Here is a 20,000-nt window from a genome sequence, read left to right on the forward strand (position 1 = left end):
ATCTCCCCGCCCCATTGGTTCCCCCCTGCGTGGCCCCGCGCCGGGACCGGCGGGCCGGTGGCGCTATACCCGTCGTCGGTAAGAAACCCGACGCCGCGCGGGCCCCCGGGGGGCGCCGCGCCCGTCTTGGCACCCCCCGAAGTCTTGGCACCCCCCGCAAACGGCAATTCGAAATTGAGCGGCGCCATCACCGCGCGTCCGTTGACGAGCTTGCCGTCGATGAGGTTCATCGGCGGCGAGCCGACGAAGCTTGCCACGTAGGTGTCGCGCGGATTGTTGTAGATCTCGTACGGCGTGCCGGTCTGGACGATGCGGCCATGGTTGAGCACGCCGACCTTGTCACCCATCGACATCGCCTCGATCTGATCGTGCGTCACGAACAGGAAGGTGGCGCCAAGCTGCATCTGCAGGTTCTTCAATTCGGTGCGCAGCGCCTCGCGCAATTTGGCGTCGAGCGCCGACAACGGCTCGTCCATCAGGAATACCCGCGGCTTGCGCACGATGGCGCGGCCGATCGAGACGCGCTGCATCTCGCCGCCTGAAAGCCTGTCGGTCTTGCGGTCGAGCAGATGCTCGATGCGCAGCGTCCTGGCCGCGCGGTCGACACGATCCTTGATCTCGGCATCGGGCAGCCGGCGGATCTTCGGCTTCAGCGGAAATTCGAGGTTCTGGCGCACCGTATAGCGCGGATAGAGCGAATATTGCTGCAGCACCAGCGCCACGTCGCGCTCGGCCGCGCCCCAGTCGGCGACATCGACGCCATCGATGAAGACCTGGCCTTCGCTCGGTTTTTCCAGGCCGGCAATCATGCGCAGCGTCGTCGTCTTGCCGGCGCCGGTCTCGCCAAGCAGGACGAAGAACTCGCCATCGGCGATGTCGAGATCGAGCCCGGTCAAGGCGGTGTGGTTACCGAACTTCTTTGAGATGTTCTTGAGCTGGATGTGGGCCATCAGAGTCTCACTCCCAGCGATTTGCCGCTCGCCGTGTCGAAGAAATGCGCCTGGCTGGGATCGATTCTGACGAAGACCCTTTCGCCGGGGCCGCTGATGAAGCCGCTCTTGGTGCGCGCACGCAGCATCTTGGAGCCGACCTTGAGGTCGACGATGTCGAAGGACCCGAGCGGCTCGACGATCTGCGTCTCCACCGGCAGGAACCCCTCGGCGGCTTCGCGGCGGACGAGGACGCCTTCCGGCCGGATGCCGAGCGCGAGTTGGCTGCCGGCATGGCCATTGAGCTTCGACAGCAAGGCGCGCGGGAATTCGAAGCCAGCGGCCGCATCGCCGACCGTGACCGAGGCCGATGAGGGTTTCTCGGTCACCGAAACGTCGGCGACGTTCATCACCGGGCTGCCGACAAATTGCGCGACAAAAAGATTCGCCGGATGCGAATAGACCTCGTCCGGCGAGCCGACCTGCTGCAGCACACCTTCATGCATGATGACGATGCGGTCGGCGAGGCTCATCGCCTCGATCTGGTCGTGGGTGACGTAGATGCTGGTCGAACCCTGCTTGATGTGCAGCCGCTTGATCTCGGCCCGCATCTCCTCGCGCAGCTTGGCATCGAGCGCCCCGATCGGCTCGTCCATCAGCATCGCCTTCGGCCGCCGCACCAAGGCCCGGCCGATCGCCACGCGCTGCATGTCGCCGCCGGACAGCGCCGACGGTTTCTTGGCGAGGAGATCGCCGATCTGCAGCGTCTTGGCGACCGAGCGCACCTCGCTGTCGATCTCGGCCTTGCTCTTGCGCGTCGCCCTCAGTGGAAAGGCGATGTTCTCGTAAACGCTCATATGCGGATAGAGCGAAAACGATTGGAAGACCATGGCGATGTCGCGGTCGGCGGCCTTGAGGTGCTGGACCGGCTTGCCGTCGATGAGGATGTCGCCGCCGTCGATCGTCTCCAGTCCGGCAACGGCCCTGAGTGTCGTCGTTTTGCCGCAGCCCGACTGGCCGAGCAGCACGATGAACTCGTTATCGTCGATCTTCAGGTTGAGGTCCTTGATGACCTGGACGGCGCCGAAATATTTCTGGACGCCGCGAAGCTCGATCTGGGTCAATGCTGTGCCCCCGGATTTGTCCCTTGCCCGGTGCCGGCCTTCTCCTCCGGCGCGATCTTGGAGGTGATGTTGAAGCCAATCAGGCCGATCAGGATGATGGTCACGCCATAGCTGTGCAGCAGCATGTGCCATGGCTGGCAGAGCGCTATGATGCCGAGCACCATCAGCACCTGGCTGCCCGGTTCGAGATATTTCTGGTTGATGTCGCGAAAGCTCATTTGCGGATCGCTCCGAAGGACATGCCGCGCAACAGGTGGTTGCGGAGCAGGAAGGTGAAGATCGCGACCGGCAGCAGGAACAGGAAGGTTCCGGCGGCGATCACCGTCCAGTCCGGCAGGCCGGCGCCGACCTGGCTGGGAATGAAGGGCGGTGCCGTCTGGGCGCGGCGGCTGGTCATGATCAGTGCGAAGGCATATTCGTTCCACGCCGTGATGAAGCAGAACACGGCGGTGGCGGCGATGCCGGTGGCGGCCTCGGGCAGCACGATCTTGAAAAAGGCCTCCATGCGCGTGTAGCCGTCGACGAGCGCCGCCTCTTCATACTCCTTCGGGATTTCGTCCATGAAGCCCTTCATCAGCCAGACCGAGAAAGACAAGTTGAAGGCGGTGTAGAGAATGATCAGGCCGACATGGGAATCGTTGAGCCCTACCGCCCGGTACATCAGGAACATTGGGATGGCGACGACCACCGGCGGCAGCATGCGCGTCGACAGGATGAAGAAGAGCAGATCCGCCTCTCCCTTCACCTTGAAGCGCGAGAAACCATAGGCGGTAAAGGTGCCCATGCCGACGGCCAGGACGGTCGAGGTTATGGCGACGATCAGCGAGTTCATGAAACGGCTCGGATAGCCCGACCACTGCACCTGGCCCTTGCCGTCGCGCACGATCTTTTCGCCGCCATTGAAGACGACGCGCTCCCACCACGGCGCAGCCGCGTACTCCTCCGGCGACGGCGGGCTGCGCAGCTGCGAACGCTTGGTGAACAACTTGACGAAGGGCGATATCTCCGGCTGGAAAACCACCGTCGGCGGAATGGTGGTGGCGAGGTTGCGCGGCTTGAACGCCGTCGAGGCGATCCAGTAGATCGGCGCCAGGAAGATGATCGTCACCAGCAGGACAGCGACGATGGCGACCCGGTTGAGGGTGATTTCGGAAGAAGTGCGGACTGCGGCCATCTCAGCGCTCCTTCACCTTGTTGAGGTATTTGACATAGATGTTGGTGATCGCCAGCACCATGATCAGCACGATGTAGGCGAGCGCGCAGGAACGCCCGGTCTGCCATTCCTGGAACGCCATCTTGTAGAGCCGGATCGAGATCAGCTCGGCCGTCGGCTGGCTGGTCAGGATGTAGGCGAGGTCGAAGGTCTTGAACGCCTCCATGGTGCGGAAGATGACCGCGATCATCAGGATCGGCGCAACCAGGGGCAGCGTTATGCGGAAGAAGGTGTAGAACGGCCCGGCCCTGTCGATCGCGGCTGCCTCGTAGAGATGCTTGGGCACGGCCGACAGGCCGGCCAGCGACAACAGCATGACGAAGGGCGACCACATCCAGATGTCGGTCAGCGCGACCGCGTAGAGCGCCATTTTCGGATTCGACAGCCATTCGAAGGTACCGAGGCCCAGCGCATAATTGATGATGCCGAAGGACGGATCGTAGAGCAGCTTCCAGAACAGGCCAACGACGGCCATCGACAGCATCATCGGCAACAACAGGAGCGTCGTCAGCAGGCCCTTGAGCGGAATGTCGCGGTTGAGCAGCATGGCCACGCCGAAGCCGACGAGCAGCTGGCCGGCGACCGAGATGATGACGTATTTCGCGGTGATGGCGAAGTTGGACCAGACATAGGGATCGCTGAGCAGGTCGCGATAGTTTTGCAGCCCGACGAAATTCGCCGCCGCGCTGGTCGAGGCGCGGAAATCGGTGAACGAATAGCCCAGCGAATAGATCAGCGGGAAGATGTTGAAGACGATCAGAAACAGGATCGTCGGGATGATGAAGAGATTGCGGATCGAAATGTCGCTTAGACCGCGAGCGGCGGCCCGCGAGGACCTGTCCAGCGTGGTGATCATTGTGGTCGCCAAGACCCTGCTCCCAGTTCAGAAATCAGAAAGATTTCAAAAATCAGAAAAAGAAACGGAGGAGGCACGAGCGCCCCCTCCGTGAAACTTCATGCTTATTGGCCGCGGCCGTATTTCTTGAAGGTCGCGTTCCAGTCGGCTGCCAGTGCGTCCAGCGTCTCCTTGGCGGTGCCTTCGCCGCCGATCATGTAGGGATAGATGCGCTGGTTGAGCTGCTGCAGCAGTTCCGCATATTCCGGAACCGCCCAGAAGTCCTTGACCTTGAACATGGTCTCGTAGAACGCCTTGTTATAGGGCGTGGCGTTCTGGAATTCGGGCGACTTAAGCACGGCGGCACTACAGGTGTAGCCGCCGAGCGCTGCCCACTTCTTCTGGGTCTCGTCCTTGATGAACCATTCCAGGAACTTCGTCGCCTCTTCCTGCTTCTGCGAGTAGGAAACGATGGAAATGCCCTGACCGCCGAGTGCGGCGAACTGGTCCCCGTTCGGGCCGGGAGGATTGGCGAAGAAACCGGTGTTCTTGGCATTCGGGTTCGACGCCTCGTTGATCAGCGAGGGGAAGAACGCGAAGTAGTTCATGCTCATCGCCGCCAGGTTTTCAGTGATCGCCTGGTTGTCCTCGACGAAGAACGACTTGGCCCAGCCCGGGGGCGTGAACTTGTAGAGTTCCTTGTAGGCGTCGAGCGCCGCGATCGCCTTGTCGGAGTTGATGAAGCCATCGACCTTGTAGGTCTTATAGTCACCCAGCTCGCCGCCAAAGGAGAACAGCGCGTTTTCGAAGCCCATCGCCATCGCGTCGTAGGAATTGTCGGTGTAGATAGCTATGCCGTATTTCTTCTGGTCCGGACGGTGGAAGAATTCGGCGATGTCGCGCAAAGCCTTCCAGTCCTTCGGCACGTCGAGATCGTAGCCATACTTGGCCTTGAAGGCTTCCTTTTCCTTGGGGTCTTCGAACCAGTCCTTGCGATAGGACCAGCCGACGGCGTCGCCTTCGAGCGGAATGGCCCAGTATTTGCTGCTGCCGCCCGGATATTCGGCATAGTATTTCACCGTGGCCGGTGCCATCACTTCACCGACCTTGTACTTGTTGAAGAAGTCGGTCAGGTCGACATAGTGGCCACCTGTCGAGCCGGCACCTAGCCATTGCGAGTCGCCGACGACCATATCGTAGGCGTCGCCATGGGCGTTGAACTCGGTGAAGGCCTTGGTCTGGAAGTCGGGCCACGGTGTGGTTTCCACCGTGATCTTGACGCCGGTTTCCTTCTCGTACTCGTTGCCGAGTTCCTGCAGGTAATTGGCCGGATCCCATTCCGCCCAGAAGATTGTAAGTTCCTTTTCCTGCGCGTAGACAGACGTTCCGCAGGCGAGCACTAGGCCGATACCAGCAAGCAAGCTGGTCATTGTCTTGCGCATAATGATTTCCTCCCTTGTGCGCATTCTACCGTTCATGAGAACCGGCATCGAGGCCGGCCCTGGTAGTCCTCCCGTGACGGCACCGTTTCGGTCTGTGAGCCTCCTCGCTCGACCGAAACGGATCTCAGCCTTCACGTTTGATCCGCTTTATTTGTCCTGATCTGGTATTACCAATTTAAGAGGAACGTCAAGCCCTTTCTTGGACGATGGCGGACACGCAGACAAGTTGGCTTCTGCGATATCTGCCTGTTTTCCCTGAATTTTCCTACTCCTTGATACATGAATGCCTTACTTGGGCCGCTGCATCGCTAGTAGCATGAATAGCCAGGTTGAGAATCTGGTCGAACCAGATTGGCTTCATCTCACGGCCGACGTCGGCGCGATCCCATTTCCTTCAATCATCGATTCGGTCATAGCCGCGCGTACCAGTGCGCCGGCCGCCCATTGCGCGACCGACATCATCCTGCGGCTATCCAAGCCCCATATATCCTTCAATACGATCAGCATCTCAACACCGAAGATCAGCGACAGCGCCTGCGCAAGCCGCTTGAATTCGCGCGGCGGCAACTGGCCCTTGAGTGGCGCGATCGCATCCTTCAAAAGCTCGATGCGATGGCCGCGCGTGAAGGCCGGTTCGCCACCCAGCGTGCCTGCCTGTCGCTGTGCCCACTGGTCGAGCGACAGTTTCAGCGCCGCCTTGAACGTCGCTTCGAAGGCCTCGATGCGCGGCATGGCGGTGTCGAACAGCTCGGCCACCCGGCGCTCCGGATCGGCAGAGATCGATTGCCAGGTAAGGATCGGCCCGAGCCCTTCGTCAACCACCGCCTGCACCAGCGCCGCCTGGCTCGGAAAATACCGATAAGCGGTGGCGCGCGAGACTTCCGCTGCTTCCGCCACCTCGCTGACGGAGGGCGTGGCGCCCGCCTGCATCAGCTTTGTCGCCGTCTCCAGCATCAGCCGCTTGGTGCGCGCGCGGGCCCCGCGCTCTACCTGCGGGTTCGGCCCTTGGGCGGCATCGTCGTCCATTGCCGCTTGTTGACGTGAGACATTCATGTCAATACGATACGCGCGTCTCAAAAAATTGCAATGGCCCTTCGCGCCGTCGAACGGCCAGGCAAAGGGGCGGCAGCGCCGAACACGCCCAAGACCGGGGAAACGCGATGAAGCGCATCTATGTGGTGGGCACCGCCGACACCAAGGGCGAGGAACTCGCATTTCTGTACGATGCGGTCGCCGCTACCGGCGCTTCGATTGCCCGTGTCGACATCGGAACACGCGGCGCGACCGTGCCGGTCGACATTTCGGCCGACGAGGTCGCCAGCCACCATTCCGAGGGTCGCAATGCCGTGCTCGGCATCGACGATCGCGGCACCGCGGTGGCGGCAATGGCCGCGGCCTTTGCACGGTTTGTCCAGTCGCGCAGCGACATTGCCGGGATTGTCGGTATCGGCGGCGGTGGCGGCACCTCGATCATCACCGCAGGCATGCGCACGCTGCCGCTCGGCCTGCCCAAGATCATGGTTTCGACCTTGGCTTCCGGCGACACCGGACCTTATGTCGACATCTCCGACATCATCATGATGCCGTCGGTGACCGACATGGCCGGCCTCAACCGGCTTTCCCGTGTCTTGCTGCACAATGCCGCCCAGGCGATATCAGGCATGGCGGCAAAGCCGGCGCCGCCGGCCGACGGTAGACCCTCGATAGGCCTGACCATGTTCGGCGTCACCACGCCATGCGTGACCGCGATCGCCGATGAGCTTCGTTCGACTTATGACTGCATGGTCTTTCATGCCACCGGAACCGGCGGCCGCACCATGGAAAAATTGGCCGACAGCGGCCTGTTGTCCGGCGTCATCGACATCACAACGACCGAAGTCTGCGACTTGCTGTTTGGCGGCGTGCTGCCGGCGACCGAAGATCGCTTTGGCGCCATCGCCCGCACCAGGCTGCCTTATGTCGGCTCGGTCGGCGCGCTCGACATGGTCAATTTCTGGGCGCCGCCGACAATTCCAGAACGCTATCGCGGCCGGCTGTTTTATGAGCACAATCCAAACGTCACGCTGATGCGCACCACTGCCGACGAAAGCAGGACGATCGGCGAATGGATCGGGACAAGGCTGAGCCTCTGCCAGGGTCCGGTTCGTTTCCTCATTCCGGAGAAAGGCGTGTCGGCGCTCGACATCGAAGGCGGCGCCTTCTTCGACCCTGAAGCCGATGCCGCTTTGTTCGAGGCGATCGAGCGTACCATCAAACCCGCCAAAACGCGGTGCGTGCTGCGCCTGCCGCTGCACATCAACGATCCGGAATTCGCCTGGGCCGCCACAACGGCCTTCCTCGACATCGCCAGACAGTGAGACACCAAGACATGGCCGCCATACCGCGCAAGAAAATCCTGGAGAAATTCCGCATGATGATCGCCGACGGCGTGCCGATCGTCGGCGGCGGTGCCGGCACCGGCCTGTCGGCCAAGGCCGAGGAAGCTGGTGGCATCGACCTGATCATCATTTACAATTCCGGCCGCTACCGCATGGCCGGGCGCGGCTCGGCCGCCGGCCTGCTCGCCTATGGCAACGCCAACGAGATCGTCAAGGAGATGGCCTATGAAGTGCTGCCGGTGGTGAAGAAGACGCCGGTGCTGGCCGGCGTCAACGGCACTGATCCCTTCGTCATCATGCCGCTGCTTTTGGCCGAGTTGAAGACGATGGGCTTTTCCGGCGTGCAGAATTTTCCGACGATCGGCCTGTTCGACGGCCAGATGCGGCGGAGTTTTGAAGAAACCGGCATGGGCTTCGGGCTCGAGGTCGACATGATCGCCGAGGCTCACAGGCTCGACCTGTTGACCACGCCCTATGTCTTCAACCCAGACGAGGCGCGCGCCATGACAACAGCCGGCGCCGACATCGTCGTCGCCCATATGGGGGTGACCACCGGCGGCTCGATCGGCGCGACGTCGGCTAAATCGCTGGACGACTGTGTCAGCGAGATCGACGCCATCGCCAAAGCGGCACGCTCAGTGCGCGAGGATATAATCCTGCTTTGCCATGGCGGGCCGATTTCGATGCCGGACGACGCCAGATATATTCTCGAGCGCTGCAAGGGCCTGCACGGGTTCTATGGCGCCAGTTCGATGGAGCGGCTGCCGGCGGAAGCCTCGATCGCCAGGCAGACGGCGCATTTCAAGACCGTCACGTTCGGCGCTGCGTAGAGACCAGCAAAAGAAGGTGGGACGATGACCGACAACAGCAAGGTATTCGTATATCCAAAAGACGTCAGCGTTTTTGGCTTCGACTGGGGCAGGCTGTCGCTGACGGTCGCTCCCGAAGTGAACGGCGCAAAGCGATTTTCCGGTGGTGTCGTCGACCTCCCGTCGGGCAAGGGCCATACGCGTCATAACCATCCAGGTGCGGAGGAGATCATCTTCGTCATCTCAGGCGATGGCGAGCAAATGGTCGAGGACGAGAAAGGCAACCCGGTCGTCGAGAAAGTCGGCCCCGGCTGCACCATCTATGTGCCGGAAAGCCGCTTCCACTCGACGCTCAATACCGGCGATGGGCCGATGCAGCTTTTCGTCGTCTATTCGCCGGCCGGGCCGGAACTGGCGTTGCGGGAGTTGCCGGATTTCAGGTTGATCCCGCCGGGCGGGGACACAAGCGCCTAACCTCCGCCCCTGTTCCAGCCCCGGCCCCGATCGCCGAACATCACGTACCCTGTGTCGGTGACCGCCACCGTGTCCTCCAGCTTGATGAAGCCGCGCGTCGGGTGGAGCATGGTCGTCTCGACCGAAAGCACCATGTTCTTCTCCAGCGGCTTTGCGGCATAGGTGCCTTCATAGGTCACCGGATGGTTGGTCATCAGGAACGGCGCTTCATGCGTGATCAGCCCCATGCCATGCGCGAAGAAATCGGTATAGGGCGCAACCTTCGACTTCTTCAGCACGCCTTCGGCATGAGAAATCATGTCACCGCCCAGCGTGCCCGCCTTGACCTTGGAGAAGGCCGCCTGCTGCACTGTCTCGATCTCGGCCAGCAGATCCTCGAGTTCGGCGTCAGGCTCGCCCAGCACGCCCATGCGGCAAAGGTCGCCGATATAGCCGTGGTAGTTGCCGCCGGAATCGATCGACATCACCTCGCCCCGTTTCCACGCCTGCGGCGAGGCGGCGCGGTTGTGGCTGGAGCCTAGCGTCAACAGGCAATATTCGAAATGCGCGCCGCGATTGGTCTCCTCGCGCCTGAGCTGTTCGATGATCTCGCTCTTGGTCGTGCCTTCGCGTGCCCAGCCGATGGTCGCCAGCATGGAATCGGTGATCAGCTCGGAGGCGATGCGCAGCTTCTCCAACTCGGCCTCGGTTTTGATTGCCCGCATGCGCTCCAGCATATCAGTCGCATCGATCAGCTTGGCATCCGGCAGCGCGTTGCGGATCAGCATATAGGCGTCGGACGGCAGGAAGGCGGGCTCGATGCCGATGCGGGCATTGCCCTTGCCGATCTTTCGCAAATGCTCGACCGCCAGATTGGCGGCATCGAGCGTGCCCCAGCAGGCGGCATGCAGTGTCGGCGTCCAGAATGGATGGTTCTGGTGCTCGCCGCCTTCCATGCGGTTGCCGATATAGGCGGCATGCTCCGGCCCACCTTTCTCATAGACGACGACAGGCAGATAACGGCTGTGGCCGATCGCATCCATGGCGGCGAAGAAGATGAACTTGTAGCCGCCAAGCAGATACTGCGTGTTGTGCTTGGAGGTGGCGAGCAGCACGTCCATGCCGGCCTCCTCCATCAGCCCGTCCACCCTGGCCTGGTCGAACGGCACGCCGCCGACGGCATTCTTGCCTGGGGCAATGTTCATGTCTCTCTCCCTGAAATCCTTAGCTGGCCGCTCACTGGCACCGGCTTTTCCGGCTCTGAACCTCGGCTATGCTTAAATCTGCATCACTTTGCCCGATCTGGTCCAGCCAGAACGGGCGAACCAGCCCCAAAGCTGGTCCACCTGCTGCACTTTACTCCAGTCTGGTCCTGCCAGAACCGCGCATCGAACCGTTTCTGTACAACTGGTCCAACGGACGGAAATTTCAAAGCCACGTGAGGATGCGCCAATTCCGTCTTTGGCGAAACCCCGCACAAGGCCCATAATCAGCTTTGCAGGATGCTTACGAGCGTCCGAGGGGTACGGCGGACCCGGCCGGGTCCGCGGAGAGGACGGAGTTCGATCATGCCAGAGTTCACCATTTCCAGACGTACCATGCTTGCGGGTTCGGCATTGCTGCTGGCCTCCACCGCGATGCCGACGATCGGGTCGGCGCAGACGCCGAAAAAGGGCGGACGACTGGTTGTCGCCGCTGATTCCGAGCCGCGCAATTTCAATCCGGCGATCGTCGCCTCGAACGGCGTCTTCTTCATTTCGAGCAAGATCGTAGAACCCTTGGCTGAGGCCTCCTTTGACGGCAAGGACGGGCTCGATCCGCGCCTGGCGCTCAGCTGGGAAGGTGCCGCCGACGGCCTGTCGGTCACGTTCAAGCTGCGCGAGGGCGTCAAATGGCATGACGGTAAACCTTTCACCTCCGGCGATGTCGCGTTCTCGGCGCTGCATATCTGGAAGCCGCTGCAGAATCTCGGCCGCACCGTGTTCAAGGATCTGGAGGCGGTCGACACGCCGGACGAAGCCACCGCCGTGTTCAAATTCGCCAAGCCGACACCGTTCCAGCTGATCCGCAACGCCTTGCCGGCGCTGAGCAGCGTTGTACCCAAGCACATCTACGAGACCGGAAAGATCGAGGACAACCCGGCCAACAACGCCCCGGTCGGCACCGGCCCGTTCAAATTCGCCGAATACAAACCCGGCGAATATTACCGGCTGGAGAAGAATACGGATTATTGGGGCAAGGACGAGCCCTATCTCGACGAGATCATCTATCAGGTGCTGCCGGACCGCACAGCAGCGGCCAGCGCGCTCGAGGCCGAAGAGATCCAGCTCGCCGCCTTCTCCGCCGTGCCCCTCGCCGATCTCGACCGCATATCCAAAGTGCCCGGCCTCAAGGTGATCACCAAGGGTTATGAAGGGCTGACCTACCAGCTCGTCGTCGAGATCAACCATCGCCGCAAGGAGCTGGCCGACCTGAAAGTGCGCCAGGCGATCGCTCACGCCATCGACAAGAATTTCGTCGTCAAGACGGTGTTTCTCGGCTATGCCGCCACCGCCACTGGCCCGGTGCCGAAAAACGACCCGCAATTCTACACCGCCGACGTGCCGACGTACGCCTTCGACGTAGCCAAGGCCAACACCTTGCTGGACGAGGCCGGCTACAGCCGAGGCGATGACGGCAAGCGCTTTTCACTGAAACTGCTGCCGGCGCCCTATTTCAACGAGACCAAGCAGTTCGGCGACTATCTGCGCCAGGCGCTCGCCGCCGTCGGCATCGACGCTCAGCTGGTCAACAACGACTCGGCCGCGCATATCAAGGCTGTTTACACCGACCACGCCTTCGACCTTGCGGTCGGGCCGCCGGTGTTCCGCGGCGATCCTGCGATCTCGACCACCATCCTGGTGCAGAGCGGCATTCCAGACGGCGTGCCCTTCTCCAACCAGGGCGGCTATAAGAACGCCGAACTCGATGCCCTGATCGCCACGGCATCGGAGACGCTCGACACCGCCGCCCGCACCGAACTCTACAAGGAGTTCCAGAGAAAAGTTGCCGCCGACCTGCCACTGATCAACGTCGCCGAATGGAGTTTCATCAGCGTCGCACGTGATACGGTCAAGAACATCGCCAACAATCCGCGCTGGGCGGTATCGAACTGGGCGGACACTTGGCTGGAGGGGTAAGGAAGTCTCTCCAGACTTGCGCGCCGCTTGTGTGGGTGCTCAAGCTTCAACGATGAGAGCTTTTTCGCGCCCCCCTCTGTCCTGCCGGACATCTCCCCCACAAGGGGGGAGATCGGCTGTCATTGTCGCTTTCGCCAATCTCCAGCGTTGCAAGACGGCCGGCAACGCCGAAGCTGCCAATCTCCCTCCTTGTGGGGGAGATGTCCGGCAGGACAGAGGAGGGCGCCGTAGAGCCCGGCACCGAAGACTTGGCTCTCCTATCGGCGTTACGCCATGACCCGCGCTGTCATCCTCGTTCGCCGCCGTCTCGTCGGCAGCATCTTCGTGCTGCTGATTGTCGTCATCGGCACCTTCCTGTTACTCGAAGCCGCTCCCGGCGACGCGGTCGATGCCTACATCGTCTCGACCGGCGGCGACGCCGGGATGATCGAGCTGTTGCGTCACCGCTGGGGTCTCGACCAGACGGAACTGACGCGGCTCGCCAATTATCTTTGGGCGCTGCTGCATCTCGATCTCGGCCAATCGGTCACCTTTTCGCGGCCGATCCGCGACGTCATCCTCGAGCGCCTGCCCAACACGCTGCTGTTGATGGGCAGCGCCACCGCGCTCTCCTTCGGTCTCGGCTCGGCACTCGGCATCTATGCCGGCGCCAGGCCCGGCAGTTTTCGCGATCGCTTTCTGTCCATCGGTTCGCTGGCGCTCTATGCCGTGCCGGGCTTCTGGCTTGGGCTGGTGCTGATCATCGTCTTTGCCGTCGACCTGCGATGGTTTCCGATCGGCGGGATCGAGAGTATCGCCTCGGCCCGGACCGGCCTCGATCGCGCCGCCGATATCGCCCGCCATCTCGTCCTGCCGGTTTCCGCGCTCGGCTTCATCTATCTCGCGCTCTATCTGCGCATGATGCGCGCCGGCATGGCCGAGGTCTGGCGACAGGATTTTGTGCTGGCCGCCCGCGCCAGGGGACTTTCCCGCCGCCGCATCGTGCTCGCTCACGTCGCCCGCAATGCGCTGTTGCCGCTGGTCACCATGCTTGGCCTGCAGTCCGCGCAAATGTTGGGCGGCAGCGTCGTCATCGAAAGCGTCTTTTCCGTGCCAGGCCTTGGCCGGCTGGCGCAGGAAGCGGTGGCGGCACGCGACACGCCGTTACTGCTCGGTATCATTCTCATCAGTTCCGTCCTGGTCGTCATCATCAACCTTCTCGTCGACATCGCCTACGCCTTCCTCGATCCGCGCGTCGGGGCCAGTGAGGCCGGCGCGTGAGCCCGCTTCGCCGCTTTCTTCGGACCCCGGAAGCGATCGCCGGCACGGTCATCCTGACGGCGCTGTCTGCCGTGGCGCTTGCCGCACCTTTGTTCTTTCCGAGCGATCCGCAGGCCATTGCCGGGCCGGCATTGCTGTCGCCGTTCCAGAACTGGTCGCTGCCACTCGGCACCGACCGCCTCGGCCGTGACGTGCTGGCCGAGCTTTTCCACGGCGCCCGCACCTCGCTGGCGGTCGGCCTGGCAGCAGCAGCCACCGCGCTTGCCGTCGGCGCCGTAATCGGCACGTTGGCCGGTTTTGCCGGCGGCCTTGTCGACGAGGTGCTGATGCGCATCACCGACGCTTTCCAGACCGTCCCAGCCTTCCTGCTGGCTTTGGCTTTCGTCAGCATTGTCGGGCCGTCGCTCGGCGTCGTGGTCGCTGCGATCGCGCTGGGCGCCTGGACCGGACCGGCACGCGTGGCGCGGGCCGAAGTGCTGTCGATCCGCGAGCGCGATTTTGTTGCCGGCGCCCGCGTCATCGGCATGCATCCGCTGGAGATCGCCCTTCGCGAGGTGCTGCCCAACGCGCTGCCGCCGGTACTGGCGTTGTCGTCGGTGATCGTCGCCGCGGCTATTCTCACCGAAGCGGCATTGTCTTTTCTCGGCCTCGGCGACCCCAACCGCGTTACCTGGGGCGGCATGATCGCCGAAGGCCGCGCCGTGCTGCGCACCGCGCCCTTCCTCTCGATCGTTCCGGGAATAGCACTCGTACTGACCGTGCTCGGCGTCTATCTCGCCGGCGAAGGCGTCGTCGAGACGACATCGGTGAGGAGGAGCCTGTCGTGACGGCGCTTGCTTCGATCCGCAATCTGACGGTGACGTATCGCCGCGAAGGCGCCGAGGTGGCGGCGCTGAAGCATATCAGCTTCGATGTCGCCGCTGGCGAGCGCCTCGCCATCATCGGCGAGAGCGGCTCGGGCAAGAGCACGTTGGCGCTGGCGATTGCTGGGCTGCTGCCGGCCACTGCCAAGATCGAAGGCCATATCGATTGGCTCTTGCGCCTGCCGCCAATGTTTGGTGCCAAGGCACCCCCCTCTGTCCTGCCGGACATCTCCCCCTCAAGGGGGGAGATTGCGCTTTCATCTCTGCCTTCGCCAATCACTGAAGCTGGCCGAAAGGAACCAGCTGCGGAACTGCCGATCTCCCCCCTTGAGGGGGAGATGTCCGGCAGGACAGAGGGGGGCGCGACGGAACGCCGGCCTAAGTTCGTTCCCCTCAGAGGCCGTGATATCGGCTTCGTTTTCCAGGACCCATCCGCCAGTCTCGATCCGGTCATGCCAATCGGCAAGCAGATCGCGGAAGTCGCGCGCACGCATCTCGGACTTGACTGGCGACACGCCTATGCCAGAGCAAAAATCTTACTCGAACGCGTCCGTCTGCCCGACCCCGATGCCGCTTTGCGCGCCTTTCCACATCAGCTCTCCGGCGGCCAGAAGCAGCGCGTGGCGATCGCCGCCGCGATCGCGGCCGGGCCGAAACTGCTGATCGCCGACGAGGCGACCAGCGCGCTAGACACCATCGTGCAGGCCGAGATCGTCGGGCTGATCCGGCGACTGGTGTCCGAGGACGGCATGACGCTGCTGTTCATCAGCCACGACATCGGGCTGGCCGCCGAACTGGCAGAGCGCATCGCCGTGTTCCGGCATGGCGAGCTGCTCGAGCTAGGTGCGACGGCGCAGGTGATCAGTGCGCCGCGTCACGCGTACACAAGGGCGCTGCTCGACGCCAATCTCGGTCTCGACGCCGAGCCGCTGCTGCAGCGAACATGACCAGTCCGCTGCTCGCCGTTTCCGGCCTGACCAAACGATACAGTAGCGGCGGCAAGATCATCGCCGCGGCCGACGATGTTTCCTTCCACATCGAGCATGGCGAGACGCTGGCGCTGGCCGGACCTTCCGGCAGCGGCAAATCGACGATCGCTCGGCTCATACTGCGGCTCATCGAAGCCGATGCTGGCCGAATCGAATTTGAAGGCAGTGATTTCCTGTCGTTGAACGGCGCCGCGTTGCGCGACCGGCGCGCTCATCTGCAGATGGTGTTTCAGGATCCGCTCGCCGCCTTGAACCCACGCGCCACGGTGGCGCGTGTGCTCGACGACCCCTTGCGCATCCATCACATCGCCTCTCGCGCCGAACGCCCGCGCCGTATCGTCGCTCTGCTGGAACGCGTCGGCCTCAGCGCCGGTCTCGCCGGCCGCGCCATTCACGAAATCTCCGGCGGTCAGCGCCAGCGCGTTGCAATCGCCCGCGCCATCGCCACGAAACCGTCGCTGGTCGTGCTCGACGAGGCGGTGTCGGCGCTCGACGTTTCGGTGCGCGCGCAGATCCTGCGGCTGCTGCTCGACCTTCAACGCGAGGAGCGCATCGCCTATCTGTTCATTTCGCACGATCTCGGCGTCGTCCGTGCCATCGCCCACCGCATCGCCATTCTGGACGGCGGGCGGATTGCCGAGAGCGGCGATGCCCGCACCGTCATCGACGCGCCGCAATCCGCGATCGGCAAGGCGCTGGCGGCGGCAGCGCCAAAACTGTCGAGGATCGAACGGGACGCATCATGACCGACGCCGAAGCCCGAGCCGAAAAACTGTCGCGCGAACTCGATTCCGCCTTCCGTAACCGCGCCGATCTCTATCGTCTGTTGCTCGATGAGCTAACTGCGGAAGTTGGCGCGGAAAAGGCTGAGGCGATCATGATCCGCACCATTGAACGGCGAGGCAGGGAAGTTGCGGCGGCGGCCTTCGCCGATTTCGGCCCCAACGACGCACCGGCGATCGGCGAGGCGTTCCTGGCCGTCAGCCCGGATGGCGGTCGCATGTATCCGACCGACGTCGAACGCGGTCCGGACCGCATCGCCTTCAAGGTCAGGCGCTGCCCGCTGAAGGACGCCTGGGTCGAAGCCGGCGTCGACGACGAGAAACTCGCCACGCTCTGCCGCATCGCCGGCGCCTTCGATCGCGGCCTGTTCGAGGCCACCGGGGTACGCTTCGACAATGTCACCTGGACACCGGGCCACGGTTTCGGCTGCTGCCACATCGCTTTGACCAACCGGGATGCCGGTTAGAGCTGCAACTCGAGCCATGTCGGCGAAGACGTAGAGTTCCGTTCCGTTGGGCAGCACGGAGCCAACAAAAACTCCCGGCGGCATAAGGCCACGGCAATCAAATCAATCCGAGACTTGTCGGATTGCGGCATCCTTGTTCGTCCTCTGAAGGGGAGTTCCTGGAGGTGAATTATGAACGAATTGCCGGTGGTCAAAACGAGACGCAAAGGCAAGACCCTTACGCAGAGCATGCTGATCCCAACCGAGAAAATGGTCGCTGACGAGCTCCGGGCTGCGCGACCTGGCCACTTGTCGGACCTTGCAGAGCTACGACGTAAGCTCGCGGCAAAATACGGAGCAGACGCCTGCTGCCGGTGACTGTGCAGCGGCACTTGGTGCATATCAGTCAAGACGGCAGCGCGCCCTTTTGGCGCGTCGTAAATCCCGATCGGCCATTCGCCCGACGTATGCGAGGTGGATCGGAGCACATACGCGAAAAATTGGCCGCGGAATGCTAAGTGTCCCCTGTCGCGGCACTTCAGCGCATACGAAAACGGCCCGCACAAGGCGGGCCGTTTTCGTATTTTGGTTGCGGGGACAGGATTTGAACCTGTGACCTTCAGGTTATGAGCCTGACGAGCTACCGGGCTGCTCCACCCCGCGTCAACCCTAAAGGTAAGCCTTGGCTCACCGAATTCAAGCTTCCGCCAAATGAAAGGGCCGCTTGCGCGGCCCGGAGTCCCGTTGGCGAGCCTGTTCGTAAGGAGAAGATTAAACAACGTGCGCTTGGCAGACCTGGCAGCGACCTACTCTCCCGCGTCTTGAGACGAAGTACCATCAGCGCTGGAGCGTTTCACGGCCGAGTTCGGAATGGGATCGGGTGCAGCCGCTCCGCCATAACCACCAGGTCGGCAAAACGCACGTTGCTCGAGAAGCTGTTTTCTGTGCCATCCATCTCGGCGCAATCGAAGGATTGTCGCCAGAAATGGGCATTAGGAATGAGAACGATCAAGCCGATCGAACTATTAGTACCGGTAAGCTTCAAGCGTTGCCGCTCTTCCACACCCGGCCTATCAACGTGGTCGTCTTCCACGGTTCTCAGGGAATACTCGTTTTAAGGTGGGTTTCCCGCTTAGATGCCTTCAGCGGTTATCCCGTCCGGATATAGCTACCCTGCTATGCGGCTGGCGCCACAACAGGTCCACCAGAGATCCGTCCATCCCGGTCCTCTCGTACTAGGGACAGATCCTTTCAATATTCCTACACCCACGGCAGATAGGGACCGAACTGTCTCACGACGTTCTGAACCCAACTCACGTACCGCTTTAAATGGCGAACAGCCATACCCTTGGGACCTGCTCCAGCCCCAGGATGCGATGAGTCGACATCGAGGTGCCAAACAACCCCGTCGATATGGACTCTTGGGGGTCATCAGCCTGTTATCCCCGGCGTACCTTTTATCCGTTGAGCGATGGCCCTTCCACGCGGGACCACCGGATCACTATGACCGACTTTCGTCTCTGCTCGACTTGTCAGTCTCGCAGTCAGGCAGGCTTATGCCATTGCACTCAGCGAACGATTTCCGACCGTTCTGAGCCCACCATCGCGCGCCTCCGTTACTCTTTAGGAGGCGACCGCCCCAGTCAAACTACCCACCATACATTGTCCCGGACCCGGATAACGGGCCGCGGTTAGACATCCATAGTGATAAGGGTGGTATTTCAAGGGTGGCTCCACCTGAGCTGGCGCCCAGGTTTCAAAGCCTACCACCTATCCTACACATGCCACTACGAATGCCAATGTAAAGCTATAGTAAAGGTGCACGGGGTCTTTCCGTCTAACCGCAGGAACCCCGCATCTTCACGGGGAATTCAATTTCACTGAGTCTATGCTGGAGACAGCGGGGAAGTCGTTACGCCATTCGTGCAGGTCGGAACTTACCCGACAAGGAATTTCGCTACCTTAGGACCGTTATAGTTACGGCCGCCGTTTACTGGGGCTTCGATTCAGAGCTTGCACCCCTCCTCTTAACCTTCCAGCACCGGGCAGGCGTCAGACCCTATACGTCGTCTTGCGACTTCGCAGAGCCCTGTGTTTTTGATAAACAGTCGCTACCCCCTGGTCTGTGCCACCCTCCCATGCTTGCGCATGAAAGGGTCACGCTTCTTCCGAAGTTACGCGTGCAATTTGCCGAGTTCCTTCAGCATAGTTCTCTCAAGCGCCTTGGTATACTCTACCAGTCCACCAGTGTCGGTTTCGGGTACGGTCTATAAGGAGGAGCTATTTCCTGGAACCACGCAGCAGCCCTTTCAATCCGATAAGATTGGACTACCTCAATGATCCGTCACTTCCTCCAGGCCCACGAATATTAACGTGGTTCCCATCGTCTACGCATTTCTGCCTCGACTTAGGGGCCGGCTAACCCTGCTCAGATTAGCTTTAAGCAGGAACCCTTGGACTTTCGGCGGGGGAGTCTCTCACTCCCCTTACGTTACTCATGTCAGCATTCGCACTTCTGATACCTCCACCATCCCTCACGGGTATGGCTTCATCAGCTTACAGAACGCTCCGCTACCGCTTGCATTGCTGCAAACCCTAAGCTTCGGTGTATGGCTTTAGCCCCGTTACATTTTCGGCGCAAAGACCCTTATTTAGACCAGTGAGCTGTTACGCTTTCTTTAAATGATGGCTGCTTCTAAGCCAACATCCTGGTTGTTTTGGGATCCTCACATCCTTTCCCACTTAGCCATAACTTGGGGACCTTAGCTGTAGGTCAGGGTTGTTTCCCTTTTCACGACGGACGTTAGCACCCGCCGTGTGTCTGCCGACTATTACTCCCAGGTATTCGGAGTTTGGTTAGGTTTGGTAATCCGGTGAGGACCCCTAGCCCATCCAGTGCTCTACCCCCTGGGGTATTCGGTCGACGCTCTACCTAAATAGATTTCGCGGAGAACCAGCTATTTCCGAGTTTGATTGGCCTTTCACCCCTAGCCACAAGTCATCCCGAACTATTGCAACAGTTATGGGTTCGGTCCTCCAGTAAGTGTTACCTTACCTTCAACCTGCTCATGGCTAGATCACTCGGTTTCGGGTCTAATGCGACGAACTGAACGCCCTGTTCAGACTCGCTTTCGCTGCGCCTACACCTATCGGTTTAAGCTTGCTCGTCACACTAAGTCGCTGACCCATTATACAAAAGGTACGTGGTGACCCAGGACGAACCTTGGGCTCCCACTGTTTGTAGGCAATCGGTTTCAGGTACTATTTCACTCCCCTTGTCGGGGTGCTTTTCACCTTT

Annotated in this window: 17 protein-coding genes, 1 tRNA gene and 2 rRNA genes (1 of these 20 running past the window's edge); 9 read left to right on the forward strand and 11 right to left on the reverse strand. The window is 61.4% G+C overall.

What is annotated here, in order from left to right; translation table 11 throughout:
- The 7 genes from NKI79_RS29660 to NKI79_RS29690 all read right to left on the reverse strand — a co-directional run.
- Positions 1 to 950: ABC transporter ATP-binding protein (locus NKI79_RS29660; protein ID WP_352806627.1), on the reverse strand; the 950-nt coding region annotated here is incomplete at its 3' end.
- A complete protein-coding gene (locus tag NKI79_RS29665; RefSeq protein WP_352806630.1) occupies positions 950 to 2,053 on the reverse strand; it encodes an ABC transporter ATP-binding protein in 1,104 nt (367 codons plus the stop codon). The genes NKI79_RS29665 and NKI79_RS29660, both read right to left, overlap by 1 nt.
- Positions 2,050 to 2,271 carry a hypothetical protein gene (locus tag NKI79_RS29670; protein WP_254816734.1) on the reverse strand — a complete coding sequence of 74 codons (222 nt, stop codon included), beginning with the start codon at positions 2,269 to 2,271 and terminating at the stop codon, positions 2,050 to 2,052. The genes NKI79_RS29665 and NKI79_RS29670 overlap by 4 nt, the downstream gene beginning before the upstream one ends.
- Positions 2,268 to 3,227 carry a carbohydrate ABC transporter permease gene (locus NKI79_RS29675; RefSeq protein ID WP_352806633.1) on the reverse strand — a complete coding sequence of 320 codons (960 nt, stop codon included), beginning with the start codon at positions 3,225 to 3,227 and terminating at the stop codon, positions 2,268 to 2,270. The genes NKI79_RS29670 and NKI79_RS29675 overlap by 4 nt, the downstream gene beginning before the upstream one ends.
- A 1-nt stretch (position 3,228) precedes the next feature.
- Positions 3,229 to 4,134: a carbohydrate ABC transporter permease gene (locus NKI79_RS29680; RefSeq protein ID WP_254816733.1), complete on the reverse strand. Its 906-nt coding sequence runs from the start codon at positions 4,132 to 4,134 to the stop codon at positions 3,229 to 3,231.
- A gap of 92 nt (positions 4,135 to 4,226) precedes the next feature.
- Positions 4,227 to 5,543, reverse strand: coding sequence for an ABC transporter substrate-binding protein (locus NKI79_RS29685; RefSeq protein WP_352806635.1), 1,317 nt, complete (start codon positions 5,541 to 5,543; stop codon positions 4,227 to 4,229).
- A 357-nt stretch (positions 5,544 to 5,900) separates the two neighbouring features.
- Entirely contained in the window at positions 5,901 to 6,569 is a 669-nt protein-coding gene (locus NKI79_RS29690; RefSeq protein ID WP_352806638.1) for a TetR/AcrR family transcriptional regulator, read from the reverse strand.
- A gap of 134 nt (positions 6,570 to 6,703) precedes the next feature.
- Between NKI79_RS29690 and NKI79_RS29695 the strand changes: the two genes are divergently transcribed.
- From NKI79_RS29695 to NKI79_RS29705, 3 genes are read left to right on the forward strand one after another with little or no spacing between them, the layout of a single operon-like run.
- Positions 6,704 to 7,900, forward strand: a complete 1,197-nt coding sequence (locus NKI79_RS29695; protein WP_352806640.1) for a Tm-1-like ATP-binding domain-containing protein — start codon at positions 6,704 to 6,706, stop codon at positions 7,898 to 7,900.
- An 11-nt stretch (positions 7,901 to 7,911) separates the two neighbouring features.
- Positions 7,912 to 8,751, forward strand: coding sequence for a phosphoenolpyruvate hydrolase family protein (locus NKI79_RS29700; RefSeq protein WP_352806642.1), 840 nt, complete (start codon positions 7,912 to 7,914; stop codon positions 8,749 to 8,751).
- Between the two features lie 24 nt (positions 8,752 to 8,775).
- Entirely contained in the window at positions 8,776 to 9,204 is a 429-nt protein-coding gene (locus NKI79_RS29705; protein WP_352806644.1) for a cupin domain-containing protein, read from the forward strand.
- Here NKI79_RS29705 and NKI79_RS29710 read toward each other — a convergent pair.
- A complete protein-coding gene (locus tag NKI79_RS29710) occupies positions 9,201 to 10,388 on the reverse strand; it encodes a M24 family metallopeptidase (RefSeq protein ID WP_352806647.1) in 1,188 nt (395 codons plus the stop codon). The two genes, NKI79_RS29705 and NKI79_RS29710, sit on opposite strands and share 4 nt — an antisense overlap.
- 363 nt (positions 10,389 to 10,751) lie before the next feature.
- On the opposite strand from NKI79_RS29710, the gene NKI79_RS29715 reads away from it, so the two are divergent.
- The 6 genes from NKI79_RS29715 to NKI79_RS29740 all read left to right on the forward strand — a co-directional run bounded on the left by NKI79_RS29715 (position 10,752) and on the right by NKI79_RS29740 (position 16,723).
- Positions 10,752 to 12,362, forward strand: coding sequence for an ABC transporter substrate-binding protein (locus tag NKI79_RS29715; protein WP_352806650.1), 1,611 nt, complete (start codon positions 10,752 to 10,754; stop codon positions 12,360 to 12,362).
- Between the two features lie 273 nt (positions 12,363 to 12,635).
- Entirely contained in the window at positions 12,636 to 13,622 is a 987-nt protein-coding gene (locus NKI79_RS29720; protein ID WP_352476328.1) for an ABC transporter permease, read from the forward strand.
- Positions 13,619 to 14,449, forward strand: coding sequence for an ABC transporter permease (locus tag NKI79_RS29725; RefSeq protein ID WP_352806653.1), 831 nt, complete (start codon positions 13,619 to 13,621; stop codon positions 14,447 to 14,449). The genes NKI79_RS29720 and NKI79_RS29725 overlap by 4 nt, the downstream gene beginning before the upstream one ends.
- Entirely contained in the window at positions 14,446 to 15,432 is a 987-nt protein-coding gene (locus tag NKI79_RS29730) for an ABC transporter ATP-binding protein (RefSeq protein ID WP_352806656.1), read from the forward strand. Before NKI79_RS29725 ends, NKI79_RS29730 begins: the two co-directional genes overlap by 4 nt.
- On the forward strand, positions 15,429 to 16,220 hold the full coding sequence (locus NKI79_RS29735; RefSeq protein ID WP_352806659.1) for an ATP-binding cassette domain-containing protein: 792 nt from the start codon (positions 15,429 to 15,431) through the stop codon (positions 16,218 to 16,220). The genes NKI79_RS29730 and NKI79_RS29735 overlap by 4 nt, the downstream gene beginning before the upstream one ends.
- Positions 16,217 to 16,723 (forward strand): L-2-amino-thiazoline-4-carboxylic acid hydrolase, encoded by a 507-nt coding sequence (locus NKI79_RS29740; protein WP_352702580.1) that lies wholly within the window; start codon positions 16,217 to 16,219, stop codon positions 16,721 to 16,723. The genes NKI79_RS29735 and NKI79_RS29740 overlap by 4 nt, the downstream gene beginning before the upstream one ends.
- Before the next feature lie 565 nt (positions 16,724 to 17,288).
- Here NKI79_RS29740 and NKI79_RS29750 read toward each other — a convergent pair.
- From NKI79_RS29750 to NKI79_RS29760, 3 genes are all read right to left on the reverse strand, one after another.
- A tRNA-Met gene (locus NKI79_RS29750) sits at positions 17,289 to 17,365 on the reverse strand.
- Between the two features lie 130 nt (positions 17,366 to 17,495).
- Positions 17,496 to 17,610 (reverse strand): 5S ribosomal RNA (rrf, locus tag NKI79_RS29755).
- Positions 17,611 to 17,706: 96 nt separating this feature from the next.
- A 23S ribosomal RNA gene (locus NKI79_RS29760) occupies positions 17,707 to 20,000 on the reverse strand (it continues 513 nt past the right edge of the window).

Source organism: Mesorhizobium sp. M0340, from assembly GCF_040321535.1.
GTDB lineage: Bacteria > Pseudomonadota > Alphaproteobacteria > Rhizobiales > Rhizobiaceae > Mesorhizobium.

What these genes read in the sequence shown, in the direction of transcription:
- NKI79_RS29670 (WP_254816734.1), bottom strand. Translation starts at nt 2,271, where the DNA reads ATGAGCTTTCGCGACATCAACCAGAAATATCTCGAACCGGGCAGCCAG.
- NKI79_RS29675 (WP_352806633.1), bottom strand. Translation starts at nt 3,227, where the DNA reads ATGGCCGCAGTCCGCACTTCTTCCGAAATCACCCTCAACCGGGTCGCC.
- NKI79_RS29685 (WP_352806635.1), bottom strand. Translation starts at nt 5,543, where the DNA reads ATGCGCAAGACAATGACCAGCTTGCTTGCTGGTATCGGCCTAGTGCTC.
- NKI79_RS29690 (WP_352806638.1), bottom strand. Translation starts at nt 6,569, where the DNA reads ATGGACGACGATGCCGCCCAAGGGCCGAACCCGCAGGTAGAGCGCGGG.
- NKI79_RS29695 (WP_352806640.1), top strand. Translation starts at nt 6,704, where the DNA reads ATGAAGCGCATCTATGTGGTGGGCACCGCCGACACCAAGGGCGAGGAA.
- NKI79_RS29700 (WP_352806642.1), top strand. Translation starts at nt 7,912, where the DNA reads ATGGCCGCCATACCGCGCAAGAAAATCCTGGAGAAATTCCGCATGATG.
- NKI79_RS29705 (WP_352806644.1), top strand. Translation starts at nt 8,776, where the DNA reads ATGACCGACAACAGCAAGGTATTCGTATATCCAAAAGACGTCAGCGTT.
- NKI79_RS29710 (WP_352806647.1), bottom strand. Translation starts at nt 10,388, where the DNA reads ATGAACATTGCCCCAGGCAAGAATGCCGTCGGCGGCGTGCCGTTCGAC.
- NKI79_RS29715 (WP_352806650.1), top strand. Translation starts at nt 10,752, where the DNA reads ATGCCAGAGTTCACCATTTCCAGACGTACCATGCTTGCGGGTTCGGCA.
- NKI79_RS29720 (WP_352476328.1), top strand. Translation starts at nt 12,636, where the DNA reads ATGACCCGCGCTGTCATCCTCGTTCGCCGCCGTCTCGTCGGCAGCATC.
- NKI79_RS29735 (WP_352806659.1), top strand. Translation starts at nt 15,429, where the DNA reads ATGACCAGTCCGCTGCTCGCCGTTTCCGGCCTGACCAAACGATACAGT.
- NKI79_RS29740 (WP_352702580.1), top strand. Translation starts at nt 16,217, where the DNA reads ATGACCGACGCCGAAGCCCGAGCCGAAAAACTGTCGCGCGAACTCGAT.